At 33.9% G+C, this 21318-nt stretch carries 24 protein-coding genes; 13 read left to right on the top strand and 11 right to left on the bottom strand.

All coding sequences use genetic code 11. From position 1 onward, the window contains the following. Nucleotides 1-164: 164 nt before the first annotated feature. Nucleotides 165-491 carry a nucleotide pyrophosphohydrolase gene (locus tag JHL15_RS21020; RefSeq protein WP_034678907.1) on the bottom strand — a complete coding sequence of 109 codons (327 nt, stop codon included), beginning with the start codon at nt 489-491 and terminating at the stop codon, nt 165-167. Next, on the bottom strand, nt 491-1903 hold the full coding sequence (locus tag JHL15_RS21015) for a hypothetical protein (RefSeq protein WP_200249082.1): 1413 nt from the start codon (nt 1901-1903) through the stop codon (nt 491-493). Before JHL15_RS21015 ends, JHL15_RS21020 begins: the two co-directional genes overlap by 1 nt. Before the next feature lie 186 nt (nt 1904-2089). Here JHL15_RS21015 and JHL15_RS21010 point away from each other — a divergent pair, with 186 nt between their 5' ends. The 8 genes from JHL15_RS21010 (at nt 2090) to guaB (ending at nt 9612) form a co-directional block, all read left to right on the top strand. Beyond that, on the top strand, nt 2090-2341 hold the full coding sequence (locus JHL15_RS21010) for a type B 50S ribosomal protein L31 (protein ID WP_062702555.1): 252 nt from the start codon (nt 2090-2092) through the stop codon (nt 2339-2341). Between the two features lie 637 nt (nt 2342-2978). Beyond that, nucleotides 2979-4139 carry a GlmU family protein gene (locus tag JHL15_RS21005; protein WP_200249079.1) on the top strand — a complete coding sequence of 387 codons (1161 nt, stop codon included), beginning with the start codon at nt 2979-2981 and terminating at the stop codon, nt 4137-4139. Between the two features lie 98 nt (nt 4140-4237). After that, the gene (locus JHL15_RS21000; protein ID WP_200249077.1) at nt 4238-4747 is read left to right on the top strand and encodes an RNA polymerase sigma factor; all 510 of its coding nucleotides are present in this window, start codon (nt 4238-4240) and stop codon (nt 4745-4747) included. Continuing rightward, nucleotides 4722-5390, top strand: coding sequence for a hypothetical protein (locus JHL15_RS20995; protein WP_200249075.1), 669 nt, complete (start codon nt 4722-4724; stop codon nt 5388-5390). Before JHL15_RS21000 ends, JHL15_RS20995 begins: the two co-directional genes overlap by 26 nt. Nucleotides 5391-5452: 62 nt before the next feature. Further along, on the top strand, nt 5453-6736 hold the full coding sequence (locus tag JHL15_RS20990; RefSeq protein ID WP_200249073.1) for a DUF4252 domain-containing protein: 1284 nt from the start codon (nt 5453-5455) through the stop codon (nt 6734-6736). Nucleotides 6737-6747: 11 nt separating this feature from the next. After that, nucleotides 6748-7248: a DUF4252 domain-containing protein gene (locus tag JHL15_RS20985; protein WP_200249071.1), complete on the top strand. Its 501-nt coding sequence runs from the start codon at nt 6748-6750 to the stop codon at nt 7246-7248. 27 nt (nt 7249-7275) lie between these two features. Next, a complete protein-coding gene (locus tag JHL15_RS20980) occupies nt 7276-7983 on the top strand; it encodes a hypothetical protein (RefSeq protein ID WP_200249069.1) in 708 nt (235 codons plus the stop codon). A gap of 168 nt (nt 7984-8151) precedes the next feature. Further along, nucleotides 8152-9612, top strand: a complete 1461-nt coding sequence (gene guaB, locus JHL15_RS20975) for an IMP dehydrogenase (protein WP_200249066.1) — start codon at nt 8152-8154, stop codon at nt 9610-9612. An 87-nt stretch (nt 9613-9699) separates the two neighbouring features. Here the strand turns inward: guaB and JHL15_RS20970 are convergent, their stop codons facing one another. The 5 genes from JHL15_RS20970 to JHL15_RS20950 all read right to left on the bottom strand — a co-directional run bounded on the left by JHL15_RS20970 (nt 9700) and on the right by JHL15_RS20950 (nt 12032). Then, entirely contained in the window at nt 9700-9876 is a 177-nt protein-coding gene (locus JHL15_RS20970) for a bacteriocin-like protein (RefSeq protein ID WP_200249065.1), read from the bottom strand. Between the two features lie 307 nt (nt 9877-10183). After that, nucleotides 10184-10702 (bottom strand): DsbA family protein, encoded by a 519-nt coding sequence (locus JHL15_RS20965; protein WP_200249063.1) that lies wholly within the window; start codon nt 10700-10702, stop codon nt 10184-10186. Between the two features lie 5 nt (nt 10703-10707). Then, a complete protein-coding gene (locus JHL15_RS20960; RefSeq protein WP_200249061.1) occupies nt 10708-11172 on the bottom strand; it encodes a redoxin domain-containing protein in 465 nt (154 codons plus the stop codon). Nucleotides 11173-11280: 108 nt separating this feature from the next. Beyond that, nucleotides 11281-11478, bottom strand: coding sequence for a KTSC domain-containing protein (locus tag JHL15_RS20955; RefSeq protein WP_200249058.1), 198 nt, complete (start codon nt 11476-11478; stop codon nt 11281-11283). A gap of 203 nt (nt 11479-11681) precedes the next feature. Next, nucleotides 11682-12032 (bottom strand): hypothetical protein, encoded by a 351-nt coding sequence (locus tag JHL15_RS20950; RefSeq protein WP_200249057.1) that lies wholly within the window; start codon nt 12030-12032, stop codon nt 11682-11684. A gap of 379 nt (nt 12033-12411) precedes the next feature. On the opposite strand from JHL15_RS20950, the gene JHL15_RS20945 reads away from it, so the two are divergent. Continuing rightward, nucleotides 12412-13239 (top strand): helix-turn-helix domain-containing protein, encoded by an 828-nt coding sequence (locus JHL15_RS20945; RefSeq protein WP_200249055.1) that lies wholly within the window; start codon nt 12412-12414, stop codon nt 13237-13239. 168 nt (nt 13240-13407) lie between these two features. Here the strand turns inward: JHL15_RS20945 and JHL15_RS20940 are convergent, their stop codons facing one another. Both JHL15_RS20940 and JHL15_RS20935 read right to left on the bottom strand, forming a co-directional pair. Beyond that, the gene (locus JHL15_RS20940; protein WP_200249054.1) at nt 13408-14229 is read right to left on the bottom strand and encodes a hypothetical protein; all 822 of its coding nucleotides are present in this window, start codon (nt 14227-14229) and stop codon (nt 13408-13410) included. A gap of 292 nt (nt 14230-14521) precedes the next feature. Further along, a complete protein-coding gene (locus JHL15_RS20935) occupies nt 14522-15592 on the bottom strand; it encodes a DUF4407 domain-containing protein (protein WP_200249051.1) in 1071 nt (356 codons plus the stop codon). 227 nt (nt 15593-15819) lie between these two features. Between JHL15_RS20935 and JHL15_RS20930 the strand changes: the two genes are divergently transcribed. Continuing rightward, on the top strand, nt 15820-17733 hold the full coding sequence (locus JHL15_RS20930; RefSeq protein WP_200249048.1) for a zinc-dependent metalloprotease: 1914 nt from the start codon (nt 15820-15822) through the stop codon (nt 17731-17733). A 56-nt stretch (nt 17734-17789) separates the two neighbouring features. After that, nucleotides 17790-18236 (top strand): hypothetical protein, encoded by a 447-nt coding sequence (locus JHL15_RS20925; protein WP_200249045.1) that lies wholly within the window; start codon nt 17790-17792, stop codon nt 18234-18236. A 7-nt stretch (nt 18237-18243) separates the two neighbouring features. On the opposite strand, the gene ruvC is transcribed toward JHL15_RS20925, so the two are convergent. After that, nucleotides 18244-18798, bottom strand: coding sequence for a crossover junction endodeoxyribonuclease RuvC (gene ruvC / locus JHL15_RS20920; protein WP_200249043.1), 555 nt, complete (start codon nt 18796-18798; stop codon nt 18244-18246). Between the two features lie 102 nt (nt 18799-18900). On the opposite strand from ruvC, the gene JHL15_RS20915 reads away from it, so the two are divergent. Beyond that, nucleotides 18901-19392 carry a hypothetical protein gene (locus JHL15_RS20915; protein WP_200249040.1) on the top strand — a complete coding sequence of 164 codons (492 nt, stop codon included), beginning with the start codon at nt 18901-18903 and terminating at the stop codon, nt 19390-19392. A 2-nt stretch (nt 19393-19394) separates the two neighbouring features. After that, complete coding sequence (locus JHL15_RS20910; protein ID WP_200249038.1) at nt 19395-20759, top strand: M64 family metallopeptidase; 1365 nt, start codon at nt 19395-19397, stop codon at nt 20757-20759. Nucleotides 20760-20803: 44 nt separating this feature from the next. On the opposite strand, the gene JHL15_RS20905 is transcribed toward JHL15_RS20910, so the two are convergent. Then, complete coding sequence (locus JHL15_RS20905) at nt 20804-21316, bottom strand: 2'-5' RNA ligase family protein (RefSeq protein ID WP_234047820.1); 513 nt, start codon at nt 21314-21316, stop codon at nt 20804-20806. Nucleotides 21317-21318: the final 2 nt, after the last annotated feature.

Genomic DNA, 21318 nt, shown 5'->3' with positions numbered 1-21318 from the left:
TCAGGTATTAGGGTTTATGGCAATAAGTTTGACTCTTGAAAACCGTAACATATTGGTTTATTAATTATTAAGAGGTTGCTTGGCTTTGTTCCCACCGACACTAATTGATTGTACTGACAATTTTACGATTTTACTAATTCGCGATTTTGCCTTTTTGCTAATCTCTATTTCAATTTCTCATTATTCTGATGTCGATCTTTGTCGCGATCAGTTTTTATCTTCATTTTTTTATCAAAGGCCTCTTGCAAATTGACCCCGGTCTGATTGGCTAAACATAATGTTACAAATAGTACATCCGCCAGTTCTTCTCCCAGGTCTTTGCTTTTATCACTTTCTTTTTCACTTTGTTCACCATATCTTCTGGCAATAATTCTGGCGACTTCACCCACTTCCTCTGTCAGCATTGCCATATTCGTCAATTCATTAAAGTAACGAACTCCAATGGTTTTTATCCATTCATCAACCTGTTGCTGTAAATTGGTAATTTCCATTATTGATAAGCTCCAAGAGTTGGGTTAGTAGTTCTGGATACATTGGCAATATCCGTAGGAACAGTTGCTGCTACAGCTGTATTCCCTTTGTTTTTCGCGGGTGATGTAGTCTTTACTCTTAAATTAAGATGCGCAGTAAAGCGATTCACAAACAGTGGATCTTCATTTTTTAAACTTTGAACTACATTCGGATTACTGTCGAAATTAAATCCGGCTTCAGATGTATTTGAGTATTTTAATAGGCAATTCTGGAACTGGAAATTAAATAGCTGCCCCGGAGTTTGCTCAAAATTAATGGAGTTATCTCTGTCAGAGTATACTATACTGTTTCTTACATTCAGCTGTAATGCACCTTGCTCTGTTTGTCCACTATCATTTTTCCATTCATTTGTGGCAAAGATTCCGTTTCGGTTAAATTGTGACATCACATTTGGAGCAGAATAATTAGCTATAGTAGAATGAACATAATTATGATTTCCACCTTTGTAGATACCTATTGCTGATTCACCACAGTTATTCATAACCAGATTCTTTGCATTTACAGTTGAATTCACAGCATAAATCCCATATTCCAGGAAAGTATGAATAAAAGAATTACTGATTGTTGCGTTGGTTTGTTTCAGGTCCAACCCTCTCATTCCTCCAAAAAGCCTGGCATAATTCATATTTAAAGTAGATCCGGCATCCATTCGGATAGAATTCCAGTTTTTAGGAATAGTATCATAACGAGGGTCATTTCGATCTCCACGAAGAACTACTTCATTGTTCAATGTTCCATTAATATTCAAGGTAGCACCTGCTGCTACTTTCATTCCACTGTTTTTGTGGAAATACACCTTTGTTCCTGGTTGGATATCCAATGTGACATTGGGATTAATAGTCAGATCACCATAAATGATCTTCGCTTTAGTATTGTTCCACGTTGTATGATTACTAATGACATTCGGGTTAGTTGGAGTTTGAATAAAAAATTCGGCATCCTGAACCACAGAAAATAAAGTTACATGTTGTTGTCCTGCGGGGCTTGTAAAGATAACACGGTCCTCGGCGATGGCTTCAGGCCCTGTCGCTTGTGGAGCAATTTCAACAAAAATATAAAGACTGTCCTTTTTTCTCAAAGGAACATCTTTAAAATCAAAACCTGACTTTCCATCTACATTGATCTTATATAAAGAAGAAGCTCCCATTTCAAGATTAATCCTAGGAATCAAAATATCCTTATCCTCATTATTATATACCTTTACCAGATAAGTTTCTGAGCGCACCTGGTTGTATACTGTATCACAAAACACAGTGTCGCTGGAGAATCTTAATTGCTGGGAAGGAGCATCAAAGCTGATATCATCTTTATTACATGATACCGCCATAAGAAGCATCCAAAAAGAAAAAGCCAGTAATAATTTGAATTTCATTGAAATTAAAGTTTAATATGTAGATTTCAAATTTAACGAAAATACTTTAAATTTCTTATCATTAAAAAAATATTGGATTACCTATTTGGATATTTGAAAAAATATTGTATTTTTGCAGCCTAAAATTAGCAGAGAAATATCCATTACTATTTCGAAAGCAAACTTTAATTTTTTAAAAATTGTATTATGAAAAACGGAATCCACCCAGAAAATTATAGACTTGTTGTTTTCAAAGATATGAGTAACGACGAGATGTTTCTTTGCAAGTCAACTGCAGAGACAAAAGATACTATCGAGTATGAAGGACAAGAGTACCCTTTGATCAAAATGGAAATCTCTTCTACTTCTCACCCTTTCTACACTGGTAAAGTGAAATTGGTAGATACTGCAGGTAGAGTAGACAAGTTCATGAACAAATACAAAAAATTCGCGAAATAATTTTTTGTATCTAAAAGATATTGAAGTCCTCCAATTAATTGGAGGACTTTTTTTTATTATATGGAATGCAGAATTGAGAACTTTTTATTTTTAGGAGCTTTATCCCGCTATCCACTCATACTCCTCGTTTATCCTGAGCTTGTCGAAGGAGGGTAACCGTTTCTATCGGGGCTAGGATGATAGTGGATGGTTGAAAATTGAAAATGGAAAGTTAGGGGTTGCTTGTTGTCAAAAAACACTCACAAGCTAATTTATGACTCGTTACTTATGAATGATCATTCATCAATGTTATGGTAGATTTCCTATTCAAAACCTTGCAATAATATAGACGATTAAATAAATCATCTTTACATTAAAGTATTAATTCAATTTAAAGATAAGCACCCGCATTATCTTTTACGCTCGCACCCCGCACCTCGAATCTCGCATCCCGAACCTCGCACCCCGTATCCCGCATCTCCACCCTCACACCTCGCATCCCCAAAATACCTCTCCCAATTTCTCATATGTTTTCGTATTTTTGCTTTAGCTAGAAATCAGAAGCTGAAATCAGCAAAATAGGTGTAGTATTGGTAATGTCATAACTTCCATCTTCTGACCTCTGGCTTCCAACTTTTTAACCTCAAACTTCTTAAAAATGCAATTAGTATTTTCAGATGCACAATATTGGGAAGATTTTCTTCCTCTTACTTTTACCCGTCCCATCGCAGAAATGCGTTGCGGAATTCTCACCTTCGCCGAAAGATGGCAGAAGCTATTAGACAATTCTGAAGTTTCTTATTTTACTGAGAACTATTTACAACAGAAATTTAAAAATCCTGAAGAAAAAGAAAGTCTCTTCCTGGTTACTAATTTTCTTCCTACAGAACAGGTATTACAACAAATAAAAGATCTTAAACAAGGAGAGGCTCTGGTATATGAAGATGAATTGATCGCAGCTAGGATCAATATGAAAGGCTTTTCATTGAATCAGATTGAAAAAATGACTGATATTAAAGAAGAGCTTGTTTTCTTTAAAAAGCCTAAAGATCTATTTACCTACAATCATAAAGCCATTGACTTTGATTTTGAATTGCTGACCAAAGGTAGAAGTTCTCAGGAGCTTTCTTCAACCAATGGTTTCCTTGGTGATAAAAAAGATTTATTTATTGAAGAAGGGGCTCAGATTGAATTTTCAACATTAAATACCAGAACAGGAAAAATCTACATCGGAAAAAATACCGAGGTGATGGAAGGTTGCCATCTTAGAGGGCCTATCGTTCTTTGTGATGATTCCAAGTTTAACCTGGGAGCAAAGATTTATGGAGCAACCACAATTGGACCTCACTGCAAAATAGGAGGTGAAGTCAACAATATTATCGTCTTTGGGTATACCAGCAAAGGTCACGATGGTTTTGTTGGAAACTCAGTAATCGGAGAGTGGTGTAATTTTGGAGCAGATACCAATTCCTCAAACATGAAAAATAACTACGGGCATGTAAGATTCTGGAACTACAGAACAAAAGCTTTTGAAGATACAGGATTACAGTTTGCAGGATTAATAATGGGAGATCATTCTAAAACGGCAATTAATACCCAGTTAAATACCGGAACCGTAATTGGTGTTGCTTCCAATATTTTTAAAGAAGGATTTCCTCCCAATCTCATCGAAAACTTTTCATGGGGTGGATTTAAAGATGATGAAAGATTTAAATTAGACAAAGCTTACGAAGTTGCAGAGAGAGCAATGGCCAGAAGAAAAGTGTCTTTAACAGACGATGACAAGGGGATTTTAAAATATATTTTTGATACCTATTAACTTGATTATAAAAAGAACTTCAATTTTTTTGAAGTTTTTTTAATTTTAGATGTAATGAAATTAATTTTTTAATTGTCATACTAATAGAAACAAAACTTATGACCCAAGAGACCTTTAAGAATACGGTGTTTATTCTCAAAAACGAGATGTATCGTTTTGCGAAGAGGTTCGTCATGAGCAGTGATGAAGCAGAAGATGTAGTACAGGATCTGATGGTGAAATTCTGGCAGAAAAGAGAAGAGCTCGAGCAATTTGGAAATTTAAAATCCTATGCTTTGAAATCCGTTAAAAATGAATGTCTCAACAGACTGAAGCACCATGATGTAAAGATTGGTTTTGCAGATATGCAGCTTCATCGATCAGAGCTCTATAGTATAGAAGTTAATAATCTCAAGGAACATATTATAGGATTTATTAATCAGCTTCCTGAGAAACAAAAAATGGTGATCCATTTGAAAGATGTAGAAGAGTATGAAGTGTCTGAAATTTCCGAAATACTGGAAATGGAAGAAAATGCGGTAAGAGTAAATCTTATGCGTGCAAGACAAAAAGTAAAAGAACAAATCTCACAACTGATGAATTATGAACAACGATCAATTTCAAGATAAGTACGAAGAAATTTTCCGTGATATAAAAGACGAGAAAATGGATTGGGATTTTGAAGATTTTCTTCAAAAAGCCGAAGGAGTAAATGACGATGAAAAGATCATCCCTCTTGAAAAGAAAAAACCATCTTTCCCAAAATGGTCTTGGATGGCTGCAAGTGTGGTGGTTCTTTTATGTGCCGGATTTATCATGAATTATTTTCAAAATAACTCTGTAGTAAATGATCAGTCTAAACTGGTAGAACACGAGATAAAACAACAAAAAAAGGATTTCATTGAAGAGAATCATGAACCTGAGCAACAAGTAGCAGTTAATAATACCGATACCATTGCAGGAGCGAAAAAAGATTCCATTTTTCAAGGAAATACAATTGCTGAGAAAGATGTTTTAGACGAAATTCTTCCCAAAAGAGGAAGATTGAAAAAAGAAGTAAGACCTAAATTTACGGACAACTCTACTTATAAAAAATATAATGTGGCCAAGAAAGATTCTACAGGATACAATAATAACTATGTAATTGTAAACGGAAAAAGAATCGATAATGTAGAAGAAGCTATTAATGTAACTAAATATTCATTTCAAATATTTGCAAATAACGTTAGTGAAAAGTTAGTACAACCAAAAGTGATGGATGATAACTATTAACTAAAAAAAAGATTATTCCCTGATCAGGCATAGATAATCAGATTAAAATTAAAAATTGACTCATGAAAAAAATATTGATAATATTCGCACTTGCTTTTTCCCATTTCTTTACTGCATACGGGCAAGAAGACAAATTCGATAAACTTTTTGAAAAATATCAGCAGGTAGAAGGTGTAACTTCTATTAAAATTGCAAAGCCCATGTTTGGAATGCTTAGCAGTCTGAATATCGACGACTCTCAGCTGGATCAGATCAAACCATTGCTGTCAAAGATCAATGGATTAAAAATCTTGATTACAGAAAATCCTGAAAATGCCAATTCTCCGGGAGATAGAAAATTACAGAATAGCCTTTCTCAGATTAATAAAGATATTTCTGCTTATCTAGGTCGTCTGAACTATAGCGAAGTGATGAGCGTGAATAGTAAGGATAACAAAATAAAATTTCTTTCCTCTGGAGCTAAAGATGGCGTATTGGATGACGTATTGTTAAGTATTGACAGCGGAGATGGGGGTAATGTTTTAGTAAAGCTTGACGGGAAACTTTCAATGGATGACCTTAATAAGATCATTAAATCCAGTGAAACAAAAACAAGCACAATTACCAATACCACACGAAGCAGTATGACTTCTGAGAACAGTACTTCATACCTTAATGGTGAAGCCAGAAATGTTGGAGAGTTTTCAGGAATTCAAGTCAGTACAGGAGTGAACCTTGTCTACAAACAGGAAAGCCCAACAAGCGTAAAAGTGATAGCAGACGCTGATAAACTTCAATACGTAATTACCAAAGTGGAAAACGGCATTTTAAAAGTATATGTTGACAATAAAGGGGAGAGAAATTTGAGATTTAAAAACTTAAGTGTAAACGTTTCCTCTCCAAGAATGAGCAGCATCAAAGCCTCTTCAGGAGCTAACTTTACAGCGGTGAATCCGGTAAAAGAAAACAGTATGGATGTTGACGCTTCATCAGGTGCTACTATCAAAGGGAAATTTAATGTTTCCAATACTACTGATGTAAGTTCAACCTCAGGGGCGAGTATTAAAGTAAGTGTTAACACGTCTTCTATCGTTGTAAAAGCTTCCAGTGGTTCAGATACCATACTTGAAGGCCAGGCCACTTCCGGAGTCGTTGATATAAGTAGTGGAGCATCATGTAAAGCAGAAAACTTAAAATTAGGTGAGCTGGAAGCAGAATCCACATCAGGAGCAAGTCTTACCGTAAATGTAACGGATAAGCTTAAAGTAAAAGCATCATCCGGAGGTTCAGTGAAGTACAAAGGAAATCCTCAGATTGATTCTAAAATCAGTAAAACATCAGGAGGAAGTCTGAAACCTATGAACTAAATCTAATTACCATGAAAAACTTAAAAACCATTTTCCTTGCCAGTTGTGTAATAGTTCTTCTTCAGTCCTGTATTGTTTCCCATCGTCCTAATATGGCTTTTTTTTCAGACTCCAAGTATGATTTTAAAGGAGCAAAATTTGAAAGCATCAATGTTCCTATGTTTTTGGCAAAACCATTTATAAGAAAGGCATTGAGAGAAGATGGAGATAATGAAGAAGTTGCTGTTCTTGTGAAGAAAATCTCAAAGATAAAAGTGCTGACCGTAGAGAATGGAGACCCGGCGATGTTATCTGATTATGCAGCCTATCTAAACAATAACAACTATGAAGATTGGGCAACTATAAAACATGATGGAGATAACGTAAATGTTCGGGTAAAGCAATCCGGAGAGACTATTAAAAATATGCTCTTAACAGTACAGTCCAATAAAGAATTGGTATTTGTAGATGTAAAGGGGAGTTTTACTCCTGATGATATTTCAAAATTCATTAATTCAGCTTCAGATAAATAATTTATTTTTATAAAATAAATTATTATCATGGAAAAATTAATCAGAGAAGTACGCATGCTTAAGATATATGCTGCTTCACTTACAGTTGCATTTGTTCTTCTTTTTTTACTAGCTTTTAAAAACAATAATGACCATCAGCGGTTTGGGGAAATTGATGTTGAAAGAATCAATATTGTTGAAAAAGATGGAACCCTGAAAATGGTTATTAGCAATAAACAACGGCAACACCCCGGCCTGCTTAATAATAAGCCACTTAAAGCAAGAGAAAGAGAAGCTGGTTTAATCTTCTTTAATTCATTGGGAGATGAATGCGGAGGTTTGATCTATGACTCTGATGAAAAGGGCTCAGGAATGGTCTACTCTGTAGATCAAAGAAAAACAGATCAGATCATGCAGCTGCAATATAGTGAAGGTACGGGAGTAGATAAGAAACGAGCGTATGGTTTAAAATTGTGGGACAGACCAGATGATTTCACACTGGAAAAAGTTTTGAAATTCGATGATTCTTTGCAAAAGCTGAATGATCCTGCTGCTACAAAGAGAGCTTTTGCAAAACTAAAAGAAGAAGGTAAACTTGGTAACGAACGTTTTTTTGCAGGGAAAACAGCCAATGGAGATGTGGGACTTTTTATACGGGATGATAAAGGGCGCATACGCCTTAAGATCTACGTAGATAAAAATAACCAGACCCACATAGAAAGTGTAGATGAAAAGGGACAATCTACAGCTAAATAAAAAAAATATATCATATTCAGTTCATATACTCATTTTATTTTGTGCAAAACCGCTTTTAATTAAGAGCGGTTTTTTGATTTAACTTATTGATTATTAATTTTTATTTAAACTATCAAAAAGGATTTTCATATCTCGGCAAAATAGCCTAATTTTGCAAAGAAAGTAAAGATGTCTATTCATAACAAAATTGTAGAGACAGCCATCACTTTCGATGACGTTCTTCTAGTACCTTCTTATTCAGAAGTTTTACCTAACCAGGTATCATTAAAATCAAGACTTACCGATAAAATTACCTTGAATGTTCCGATAGTATCTGCTGCGATGGACACAGTTACTGAAGGGGATCTGGCTATTGCATTAGCAAGAGTGGGTGGCCTGGGTTTCATTCATAAAAATATGACAATTGCAGAACAGGCAGCACAGGTAAACCGTGTAAAGCGTTCTGAAAACGGAATGATCTCTGATCCTGTTACTCTTTCAAAAGATCACACTTTAGCTCAGGCTAAAGAAATGATGTCTAAATATAAAATTTCCGGTTTGCCAGTAGTAGATCCGAATAATGTTTTAATAGGAATCATTACCAACAGAGATGTAAAATATCAGGAAAACCTTGATATGAAAGTTGAAGAGATCATGACCAAAGATAATCTGATCACTTCCGATAAAAATACGAACCTTGAAAAGGCAAAAGAAATCCTTCTTAAAAATCGTGTTGAAAAACTTCCAATCGTAGATAAAGACAATAAATTAGTTGGATTGATTACGATTAAAGATATAGACAATCAGTTAGAGTATCCGAATTCTAATAAAGATCAGAAAGGCCGTCTTATTGTAGGTGCTGGTGTTGGAGTTGGTGAAGATACGATGGATAGAATTGCAGCATTAGTACAAGCTGGTGTTGATATTGTAGCTATCGATTCTGCTCATGGACATTCTAAAGGAGTTCTGGATAAAATTTCAGAAATCAGAAAAGCATATCCGGATTTGGATATCGTTGGTGGAAATATTGTAACTGCTGAAGCAGCTGAAGATCTGATTAAAGCAGGAGCAAATGTTCTTAAAGTTGGTGTTGGGCCAGGTTCAATCTGTACAACAAGAGTAGTTGCCGGAGTTGGAGTTCCTCAGTTATCTGCTATCTATAACGTTTACGAATTTGCTAAATCTAAAAATGTTGCAGTAATTGCGGATGGTGGAATTAAACTTTCCGGAGATATTGTAAAAGCTATTGCAAGTGGAGCAGGAGCAGTGATGCTTGGTTCTCTTTTAGCAGGAACTGATGAAGCACCAGGAGAAGAAATTATCTTCCAGGGAAGAAAATTCAAATCATATCAGGGAATGGGAAGTCTTTCCGCAATGAAGAGAGGAGGTAAAGAAAGATATTTCCAGAGTGAAGCTAAAAAATTCGTTCCGGAAGGAATTGAAGGAAGAGTTCCACATAAAGGAAAGCTAGAAGATGTTATTTTCCAATTGACAGGTGGACTAAGAGCTGGAATGGGATACTGTGGAGCAAAAGATATTGAAGCTTTACAAAAAGAGACCAAAATGGTAATGATCACAGGAAGCGGATTGAAAGAATCGCACCCTCATGATGTGATCATCACACAGGAAGCTCCGAATTATTCTTTGTAATAATAAATTAAAAGATAGAAAAAGGCTACCTCAATATTGAGGTAGCCTTTTTTATCTTTTATACAATAATGTTGATAGTATGGTCAATTATTGAGCAACACACGATCCTGGTGGGAGATCTGATATTCTTCTGCAACCTCCAGGCCCACAGCAAAAAACATCTGAAGTACCACAACCAAAGTTTGGCAATTCAGCATTACACATTTTAAATCCTCCTTTAATACTTTTCAAGCTTTCTCTTGAAATTTTGTTTAAATTTTTCATAATGATTAATTGTTTTGAATTTGTACAACTACTCAAATTTATCTTTTTTTTCTAAAACTTGTTTATCTTTTTTTTTAAAAGTACAAATTATTTAATGATATGAATAAAAGAATAAATTTTAGTAGTTTTTAATCTAATTTAATAATGTCCGTTGCCAGATCAGTGTTTTCCGAAATACAGGATGTAGTCCTGCGAACATAATTCAGAAGAAAAATGTATCGAGATCTAATCAGGCAAAGTTTTCTCAATACGATTTCGTCCAAAACCTATTCAAAAGGACATCGTGACTTCCAAAATAAGTATTCAACTAAGAAAGCAGGTCAATGAATGAATCATATGTTCCATCATAGTCTTCCCATTTCTGTCCATTCACGAAAAACGATGGAGTTCCATTCACACCACTGCGTACACCTCCTTCAAAATCAGCTTCAATTTTACCTTGAAGTTCTGCCGTATTAATTTCGTTTTCTATTTTATTGACATCTAGTTTCAGAACTTTTACACATTCATTGAGCAAAGCTTCATTCAATATATTCTGATTATCATAGATGAGGTCATGCATTTCCCAGAACTTTCCTTGCTTTCCTGCGGCTTCAGCAACTGTTGCTGCTGCCATTGCATACTCATGAGCATCCGTTAACGGAAAATTCCTGAACACAAAAGCTACATCATCACTATTTTCCTGAACGAATTTTCTTACCAAAGGAAAAGCATGTCCACAATAAGGACATTGATAATCGCCGTATTCAACTAAAACTATTCTCGCGGTATCTGGATTTCCCTGAACATGATCGTTAGGACCAATAGGGATTCTTAAAGTAGACATAAGTATTATTTTTGTTTTAAATTTTCTAATGCATCGATGATCCCGTCAGCTCCGGGATTAATTCCATCGGGAGATAAATAGCTCCATTGAATAATTCCTTCAGAATCAATCACGAATAAAGCCCGTTTTGAAGTCCCGTTTTCTTCATTGTATACTCCATAGGCTTTTGAAACTTGACCTTTAGGATTAAAATCAGCCAATAAGGGGAAATGCAGTTTCCGATTCTCCATAAAAGCGTCATGACACCAGGCGCTGTCCACAGAAATACCTAACATATCTGCATTGTATTTATGAAAAATAGAAAGCATTTCATTATATAAACTCACCTGATCGCCACAAACCGGACTCCAGTCTGCGGGATAAAAAACCAAAATCAGGTTCTTTCCTAAAAAATCAGATCGTTTTAATTTCTGGTCTGGAGTGGCATGAAGTTCAAAGTCAGGGGCTGGGGTTCCTTGTTCTAGTATCATATTGTTGAGATTGGTTAAAAGGATTTGAATGAAAAACTAAAATTAGGAATAAGAAATCAATTCATAGCGCCTGCTGACTTAAATTATTGTTAAAATAGTTGATGGATGCTATTTAATTTTGATGTATTTAAATTTCTTCTTGATCACCTTGTTAAGAAATGTTCCTTTAGACTGAAATGCTTTAAACTGATCAACAATATGCTGTGATACCTTTAGGTAGTCATAAACAGCTCCTGACTGATATACGATTCGTAATATTTCAGTCTCCGGAAAGTATTCATAACTATGTACAACTGAGGAAGGCATGGTAGGATAGATACAAAAAATATTCCTATTTAAGAATATAGAAAACTGTTGGATTATGATTTTTAGGATATATAGAAATATTGGAATGGTGCTTTAAAATAGAGATCCGAGATAATATATTATCTCGGATCTGTCTATAACTTGTCAATCTAATTTATTCGGACACGAGCGTGACGCTCGCACCAGCAGAAAAATTAGTTTTTCTATTCTAAACCAAATTTATCTTTATAATTTAAACTCTCAAGTTTATTAGAATTCTTTATAGTCAATTCCAAAGAATTTTTTGGTTTTATAATCGAATCACCAACTGAAACTTTATCCCACCAATCCCGATAAACTATAATACTGTCTTTTCCTCCATAAACCAAAAATGGAATATTATGATTGTGTTTATTAATATATTTTTTACTAATAATTGATTTTATTTCTCTATCTCTCATTTCCTCTAAAAGGCTTCCATTATTACCATTTTTAGAGGAGAAAATGAAATTATATAAAATTGCTACGGCAATAATAATTAGAATTATTAGTAGATTTCTATTCCTTGTTGTCATATTCTAATTATTTTTTATGGTTAAAAAACTTAGTATTTGTTCTCGAAAATGAAGTTCCAAAAGCAGTTTTTGATAAGTCATAAGAAACACCTAAAGTTGAATATCCCTCGTCGGCGCGAGCGTCACGCTCGGTGCCGATTTATACCTTGCAAATTTAAATCTATTTCCAAAACCTCCAGACCTTCATTATGGTATTTTCTTACACTACTATATTTTTCATTTTTACAGTTCAATTACAAAGCTACTTTCAAATCTATTTAATCATTTATAGATGGTTGATTAACTTAATTCAGATACAAGCGTCACGCTCACACCAGCGTGGGGAATATTTATAATTGTTACATTTTATATCTTTTTAAGACCAATTGATAAATGAAATATGAATCCGTTCACATTTTTACCAATCCATAAGGCATTAAGGACAGTTGTACAGTCAATAGTAATTATTGATGTTAATTTATTTGAATCAGACTTAAAAACTGAGTACTGTTATCCATGGACGGCCACAACTAGTATTTTCTTTACATTAAATGATAATCCTCTTTTGCTAAAACAAAATGATCATTACCTTTCTTTTCCTTTCTGCTATGTTGTAGGGCCTAGATTGATTAATGATGTTATAAATTTTGGGAATAAAAGACGTACAGTTGGAGTTACTTTTAAGGCGGGTGGTTTTCAGCGTTTGACAGGAATACCGGTCAATTTATTAACGAAAGAAAATATTGACATGCATCAGATTTTTGGAAAAGAGACTAAAGAAGTTGAGGATAAGCTTAAAGAAGCAAAAAGTAATAGTGAAATATTAGAAATTATAGAGAATTTTCTTCTTAAACGAACGTGGTTTATGAAAGAATTTTCTTTATTTGATTGGTCTATTGAGAGATGTGTCCAAGATAAGGGAAATATACAGGTAAATAGACTAGCCTCCATATCTGGATTAAGTACGAGACAATTTGAAAGAAGGTGTAAAGAAAGTTTGGGAATTTCTCCAAAACTTTTTTCAAAGTTAACGCGTTTTGGATATGCGTATGGGCTTAAAGAGCATAAACCAGAGTTAAGCTGGATCAATATTGCCTATGAATCTGGATATTATGACCAAATGCATCTTATTCACGATTTTAAACTATTTTCTGGATATAACCCTAGTGTAATTAATCAGATTAAATTATATGACACTAAAGTAATGTCAATATTACAAGGAGAGTGACAATAAATTAAACTCTTACAACAGAGTCGGCAATTCGAAATAATATATAGAATATGCCGCAATTCTAAAAAGAGAATTTATTTTGATATATATATGCAATAGAATATCTCTAGAGATAATTCTTTCCGGAGATATTCTATTATTTATTGATACTTTTTAAAACCTCTTCTAAACGGGGTTGTTGAAAGCAACATATCCAGATGTACTTGTTGCAAAAACAATAGCAAGACCGGGAATTGTAGCTGAAGTATTTGTCCCTCCTATAATGGCTCCTGTCCCTGCGCCTTTTGCTGCCCCTATAGTTCCTGCAGATATTACAGATATTATAGTTAGTGTTGAGTTAGCCCACTTTGGTAAATTATTATTTAATGATGCTTGTAAAATTGCTTTATAAGCATTATTCCAATAATTAGTGCTGTTTCTCGCAACAGATATGATTGATAAAAGTACAGTTTTATCAATTTCATTTAAATTTAATTCTAAGTAGTTTTTTTCCAAGTTCTCAATTTTTTGAAGAAGAATGTCTAAATCTTTAGTCTCAGTAGCTTGCTTAAATACATTTCCAAGAATTAATAATTTATTATAAACTACATTAGATATTTTTCCATCTTGTGCAAGTTGATTGATCACATTATCAAATGGTTGGTCAATATTAGTGTTTAAGAGTCCTGCAATTTCTTGAGTAGTAATGTAGTCATGGGCATTGAAATTGTTTTGAAGGGAGAATTCAACAGACAGATTAATAACTTCACTCAATCCTATCCCTGGAAGTTCTGGATGAAGACTTAAATGTTGATCAAGAAATTCATTATGACTAGCCCCTACGTAGTCAAAGGGATTTCCTGAAATGTAAGGATCTCCATTCTTGGAGATAAGTAATGATGACTTTTGTGTAAATGAATTTTCTCCAATAAAATTATCCTCTTGATTACAAGAAAATGTGATTAATAATGATGTTCCTATTATGAACATCTTAGATTTGTTTTTCATAGCTTAATGATTTTAGTTTTTTATAAATAAAAAAAGAGTAAGTATCTTACCAATGAATGGTTATTTTATTTGAAAGTGTTCATGGCTATCATTATAATAAATAAGACGAGTAAAACTTAGGTGTTAATAATTAATCAAACAGAAATATTTTTTCATGGTTTTAAACTTTTATAACCATAAAATTATATATTGCTTTGTTATGGAACATAGTATAAATGCGACATCTTGTAATTTGTAAAAAACAAATACCTTTCACTACAGTGAAAGGTATTTGTTTTTATTTATTTGAATTCTATTTATTTAGATTATCCTTAAAATCATCAATCCTATAATCCGTAAGTGCATTCCCTTTTTCAATCTTTTCCTTTGAATAGAGTCGGAAATCATTTTCTGTTTTTTCTAAGAGGTGATCATAGGGGCCTACATGAGAAATTAACTTAACCAATACTGGGGATATCTCCAGACAAATAAAAAGTCCCATAATGAAGGCTGCTGCCAAGCCAATAATTGCTGAGTTTTTCCCTAACTCGTCTAGTGCTTGTAATCTAGCGGCAAAGCCATTAAATTTATCTTCAAATGTATCAGTTGATTTTCTTTCGGTTTCAAGATTGGTATATACTTTTGAAATTTCTTTATCCAAATATTCAAGTCTTGGAGCTGTTTGTTTTTGATAATTTTCTAAGTCTTGTCTTCTTTGCTCCTTAAGCTCTTGTTTTCTTTTGGCATTTGATCCGAAACCTACTTTTCCACTTGTTAAACCGGATTGTTTTCCTAAGATCTCTTTTTCTAATTCTACAGAAGCAGAATCATATGATTTTTGATATTGAGCAGTCTTCTCTGAAATTTGTTTTTTCTCAGTTTCAAATGGTCCGCTTTGCTGAAGGATCCTTCCTGTCATTTCACCTTGAAGCTGCTTTTTATTTCGCTGAATAATGGTGTTCAATTGTTTGTTAACCTCCTTTTCAAAAATCTTAAGCTCTAAAGGTTTTGAGATAATGATTCCTAAAAAAGTAGCGAGAACAAGACGTGGAATGGCCATTAAAATCTGATTCCACCATATTCCTGTTTTTTTTATAGAAGAAACGATATAACGATCCAGATTAAAAATCATTAATCCCCATAAAACTCCAAAACCTACGGATATCCATATATTATCAAATACGGTATACATGGCATAACCAGCTGAGAGTGTAGCAAAAACAGCAGTGAATAAAACAATACCGCCAATACCTGAAAACTTGTTCCATTCACTTGGTGTCTTTCTTAGAATATGAATGTTTCCTCCGGAGCATACCATGAGAAACTTCTGGAACCAATTTATTTTATGATTCGTCTGATTTATAGTTTGTTGTTGATTTTTCATTATTGAAAATTTATACAAAAGTAATACTAAAAATCATACCAATGCTAAAGATAGTATTATGTTTTACCAAGTATAATTGATGTTTTTGATTATATCATTGTATATCAGTGGTTTATTGATTTTTAAGATTAACATAATAAATTTCTTAAAGAATATTGAATTTTATTTATTGAATTTTTAAAATAAGTGATAGTTTTGCATCGAATAAATTAAAAAAATAGTGTAATATGAAGAGAATTGTTCTATGTTTTGCATTGATGCTTGGCGTTAATGTATTTTCTCAGAATGTGCAAAATATTTGTGGTTTTGACCAAATCATGTCACAAATGGATGCAAAAAACCCTCAATTGAAAAAAAATAGGGAAGAAATGGAAGCTAAATTAGCGACTATGAATAAGCAATCTTTCCTTAATAAGTCGGGTGCAACGACTGCTTGGAATGGCCTTTATACGGGTCAGGTTTACGAAATTCCTGTTGTAGTACACGTTATTGAATCCCAGGCTACTGCTAATGCTAACCTGCATCTTACTGACCAGGAGATTATTAACTGGCTTGACAGAGCTAATAAAATGTATGCAACAACCTACGGAAATGGTTTCTATGCAGAAGGTACAGGACCAGATGGCGGAAATGTAATGCCTTTTAAACTTGTACTGGCAAAAAGATCACCGACCTGCGAACCAACGACTGGTATTATAAGATATAATGGAAGTACTCTTCCTTCTTATGACACAAGAGGTGTAAAAATGCAGAGCAATAACGGAGTAGCTGATTACCAAATTAAAAATGAATTGGCACATCACTGGCCGGAAAACTCATACTTTAATATTTATGTTGTTATTGGTTTCGATGGTCAACAACAATTGTCTTATGGATTGATGGGGTATGCAAAGTTCCCGAATTCTTATGACTATGACTATGAAAGTTTCATGAAGGTAGCAACTGTGAAAAATCAGAATGACACTACGTTGACTCATGAGCTAGGACATGCTTTTGGATTGTATCATACTTTTGGAAACGCTGATTATACAATTCATAGTGGTGATCCAGGATATTGTCCTGCATCATCAGGTGATTGTACAATAGATGATGACAGAATTTGTGATACAGAAAAATCTGGTGCTGCTTATTATCAGTTCCCAGCTCCTTCGAATTCTGAGATCAACCCTTGTACTAATCAAAATTACCAGGGAGTGCAGTATAACATTATGAATTATACAAATACTAATCGCAAGTTTACTGCTGGGCAAAGAGACCGTGCTGTTTTATTGATGATGGAATATAGAAAGAATTTACTTAATTCGAATGCAGGTAAAGATCCATCAGTTGTTATTCCTTCACCTGTAACAGTAGTTGCAGCACAATGTAATCCAGCGGGTACAGCACATCCTACAAATAATAATTTTGCAATTGGACCTTACAAAGTTAGCTTTGCAGATATAAATAGTATGAGTAATGGTTATGATTCTGATGAAGCAAATCCTATATATTATGCTGATTATTCTACAGCTACATGTATAAGACCAGCTTACTACACGGACCTTTCTTCTACGACAAGTACTCCATTGAAAGTAACTTATTTAAATGGATTTGGTCAGGCTGAAAAATTCAAGACAAAAGTTTGGATAGATTATAATAACAATGGTTCTTTTGAAGATTCTGAACTAGTGGTTAATAATACATCTGCTAATCCTTTACAATCAGGGGCTTCAATAACAGTTACCAATAATATTACTGTACCAGCTAATGCGGTAAAGAATGTTTATCTGAGAATGAGAGTTGGGGTAGATGCTGCAACTTATTCTTCTACAAACCTTCCTGATTTTACAGCTTGTTCTCAAGTACAGTATGGGCAAATGGAAGATTATGCAGTAAGAATCGTAAGTGCATTGGGGACATCTGAAGTAAAAGAAAGCTCTGATACTAAAATCGTTTATACAAAAGCAGATAATAAACTTCAGTTAATCGGAGGAAAAAATGCTGTATTTGGAGATTACCAGATTTTTGACATGAGTGGTAAAGTATTGCAAAAAGGGACTTCTAAAACTAATGAAGTTCAAATCAACCAAACATTACCAAAAGGAGTATATATTATCAATTACTCTGATAAAAAAGAATCGAAGAAATTCGTAAATAACTAATAGTATTGAAAGCCCTTTTTTAAAGGGCTTTTTTATTTAACAAAGATATTGGAATAATGAAGAGATTAATTTTTATACTATGTTGTAGCTCTGTTTTAAACTGTCAGTCACAATCTCAAGCAGTGAAAATTCAGGATTCACAAAATGAGAAAGATTATTTTGTGGGAACATGGAGGTTCGTCCGGGAAACATATAAAGATGGGGAAGTAGATAAAGAATATCCACTTAAAAAATGTACAAAACAATACATTTTGTTATTTGAGAAAGAAAAAGAAAATATGTTTTTCACTAAAAACTTTGTAAGCGGTGAAAACTGTGAAATAAAAAGCTCATCAAGGCGAAATCTGGTTACTATAAAAGGAAGCTCTATTCAATATATGGATGGAGACCTGAAGGAAAGTAAAGAATTTAAAATTATTTCAAAGACCAGGTTTTCCATTATTTATAGTGATATCATGTATGGGAAAGTTACTGATATAGAAGATACTTATGAAAGGCAATAATTTTTGATCATTTTAGGCGATCAGGATTTTGCTTTAAAAAACTGTCCCAACCGGAATATGATTTAGTATCTGTAATTGTTCCGGAGTTAAAATGATGACAAACAGCTACAGCAAGACCATCAGATGCATCAAGGTACTTTGTGGGAAACTCTCTTAGCTTTAAAAGATTTTGAAGCATTCCTGCAACCTGTTCTTTACTGGCGTTTCCATTTCCGGTAATCGCCATTTTTATTTTTTTTGGGGAATATTCTGTAATGGGAATATTTCTGTGTAAACTTGCTGCCATCGCCACTCCCTGTGCGCGGCCAAGCTTTAGCATACTTTGAACGTTCTTTCCATAGAACGGAGCTTCAAGCGCTACTTCGTCTGGATGGTACTCATCGATTAAAGCCAGAGTTTTATCAAAGATATATTTAAGTTTGGTTTCGTGGTTCGGATACTTTTTGAGAATAAGCTCATGGATGGAAATCATTTCCATCTTACCTTTTTTAACGGAAATAATTCCAAAACCCATTATGGCAGTTCCCGGGTCAATACCTAAAATTATCTTTTCTGCAATCATTTCGTCAAAGATAGGACTTTCTGAATTTTTTATGGATTAAAAAAAATATTAAAATTAAATCTTATTTTGGTGAAATCTTCTTAACTTCATCAAAAATTGATTATGAAAAATTTATTAAACCTTTTTATTCTTCCGGTTTTCGTTTTTTGTAGTTTTCTGCAATTGAATGATTTAAGCCTTGGAAGAGCTTCTAAAAATGAAAATCCCGTAAAAGAAAAAAATCAGATTGGCTATCTGTTTTTTAAGGTTGAAAAATCCAAATCCGGGGTCGAAAAAATTACGTTGGAATCTCAGAAAATCACAGATGGAAAATTAAAAATGAATCCTGTGTTTGACAGAAATTCTGCGGAGATTGGTGATTTTGTTATTTCCCTGACTGATGGTAACGGAAAAGAATTCGCTAAGCAACTTGTTGAAGATCCATTAAACCAAAACATGGAAAGTTTTGACAAAGAAGGAATCAGCAGACATAAGGTTTCTACAGAGACAGCTGAATTTAGTGTACGGTATTCTCATTCTGCCGAAATTCAGGTGGTGAAAGTAGAGAAAATCACTAATGCAGGAAACCAATTATTATTTAACCAAAAACTATAGCCATGAAAAAAAATTTATTATTCCTATTATTGAGTACATTCTGCTTTTCACAGACTTTCCCGACTGTATCACTGCTCAATAGCGGACCGAATAGCAACCGTGTGAATATTGCTGTTTTAGGTGACGGATTTACCTCAGCGCAACAGAATAATTTTGTGAGTTCAGCACAATCTACGATCAATTATCTTTTTACAAAGAGTCCTTATACAGAATATAAAAATTACTTTAATGCTTACGCTATAAAAGTCGTTTCAACAGAAACAGGAGTAAAGCATCCAGGAACAGCAACGGACGTTACAGAACCTGTAATTCCTGTCTCCAATCCGAACAATTATTTAGGGTCTTCATTTGATTTTGGGGTCCACAGATGTATTTATAGTAACAGCACGAATAAGGTAGCACAAGTTCTGGCAGCCAACGTTCCTGATTATGATATTACCTATGTTCTTGGAAATTCTACAGAGTATGGTGGCTGTGGAGGAACTTATGCATTTGCTTCATTAAATGGATCATCTAACGAGATTGTAGTTCATGAGCTGGGGCATTCTTTTGGGAAATTAGCCGATGAATATTGGTTTGCCGGAACAGGAGAATCTCCTAATAAAACTCAAACTTCTAATACAGCTACTATCAAATGGAAAAACTGGTTAGGATTAAATAGTGTAGGTGTATATCCATATACTGAAAGTCCTTCTTGGTATCGTCCACACCAAAACTGTGAGATGAGATATCTTGACAGACAATTCTGTTCCGTATGTAAGGAAGCAATTATTGAAAGAATACATTCATTGGTTTCTCCAATTGATTCTTATACTCCGGCGAATAGCAGTAATTTAAATGGAAATGCTGCAGTTACATTTACTGTAAATGAGGTGTTGCCAATCCCTAATACCTTAGTGAATTCATGGAAACTTAATGGAACTACTCTTTCTTCAACGAGTAATACATTGACTGTTTCTCCATCCCAATTAACTACAGGGCTTAATACTCTGATTTTTTCGGTAACTGATAATAGTCCTTTAATAAAAGTCAACAGTCATAGTACAGTTCATTTTGCCACGGTAACTTGGAAATTAAATAAAACTTCAACATTGAAAATTTCCAATATTAGTGCAGCAGAAAGAAGGTTTGGAATATATCCAAATCCGGCTGAGAATGAATTCTATATTAAAGGGAAACAAGATTTTTCAAAAAATGTGAAAGTAGTATTATATGATGGAGCAGGTAGATTAATTCCAGTAAAATATGAGATGGAAAATGTATCAACAATTCGTGTTAACATCACAACTATTCCGACAGGAACTTATACTTTAAGTGTAACGGACGATGAAGGCATTGTTATTTCACAGAAAGTAATAAAAGAATAATATAAATAAATACTTAAAAAAAATCGGCTGCAAAGCCGATTTTTTTATGCAAGCTTTTTTTCTGCAATAGGAACCCATTTTCCATCATGGCGGAGAACTAAAATCTTATCAACTATAAATTTAGTTTTGTAAGATTTGTTTTTATATACTTCCCATACCTTTAGATAATTTTCATAACTCAAATCTCTGTAACCAATCGTCATATGTGGAGTAAAAGAATAGGTGCTGAAATTAAATTGTCGTTTGACTCTGTGATAAAGATCTACCAATTGAGCATTCTCTTCAGGCTGAACAAAAAGCACTGGGTTTTTAGGGTTGGGAAAACTGGCAAAGCCATTGAGCTCAATTTCAAAAGGGGCTATATTCGTGTCAATTCTTTCAAATGCATCAATAATATCACTTTCCAATTCAACTTCTCTTGAAAAAGGTGGAAATAGAGTAATGTGAGCATCATTTTTTATTGCCTTCGAGTTATTATAATTTGCAGCTAAATCCTCTTTGAAAACTCTTACCTCATCAATGATCTGCTGAGGTGGATAAATGGCTATGAAATACATTT

The organism is Chryseobacterium paridis, from assembly GCF_016595215.1.
Lineage (GTDB): Bacteria > Bacteroidota > Bacteroidia > Flavobacteriales > Weeksellaceae > Chryseobacterium > Chryseobacterium paridis.
The sequence above is the reverse complement of the archived record's forward strand: the minus strand, read 5'-3'. Positions and strand labels throughout refer to the sequence as shown.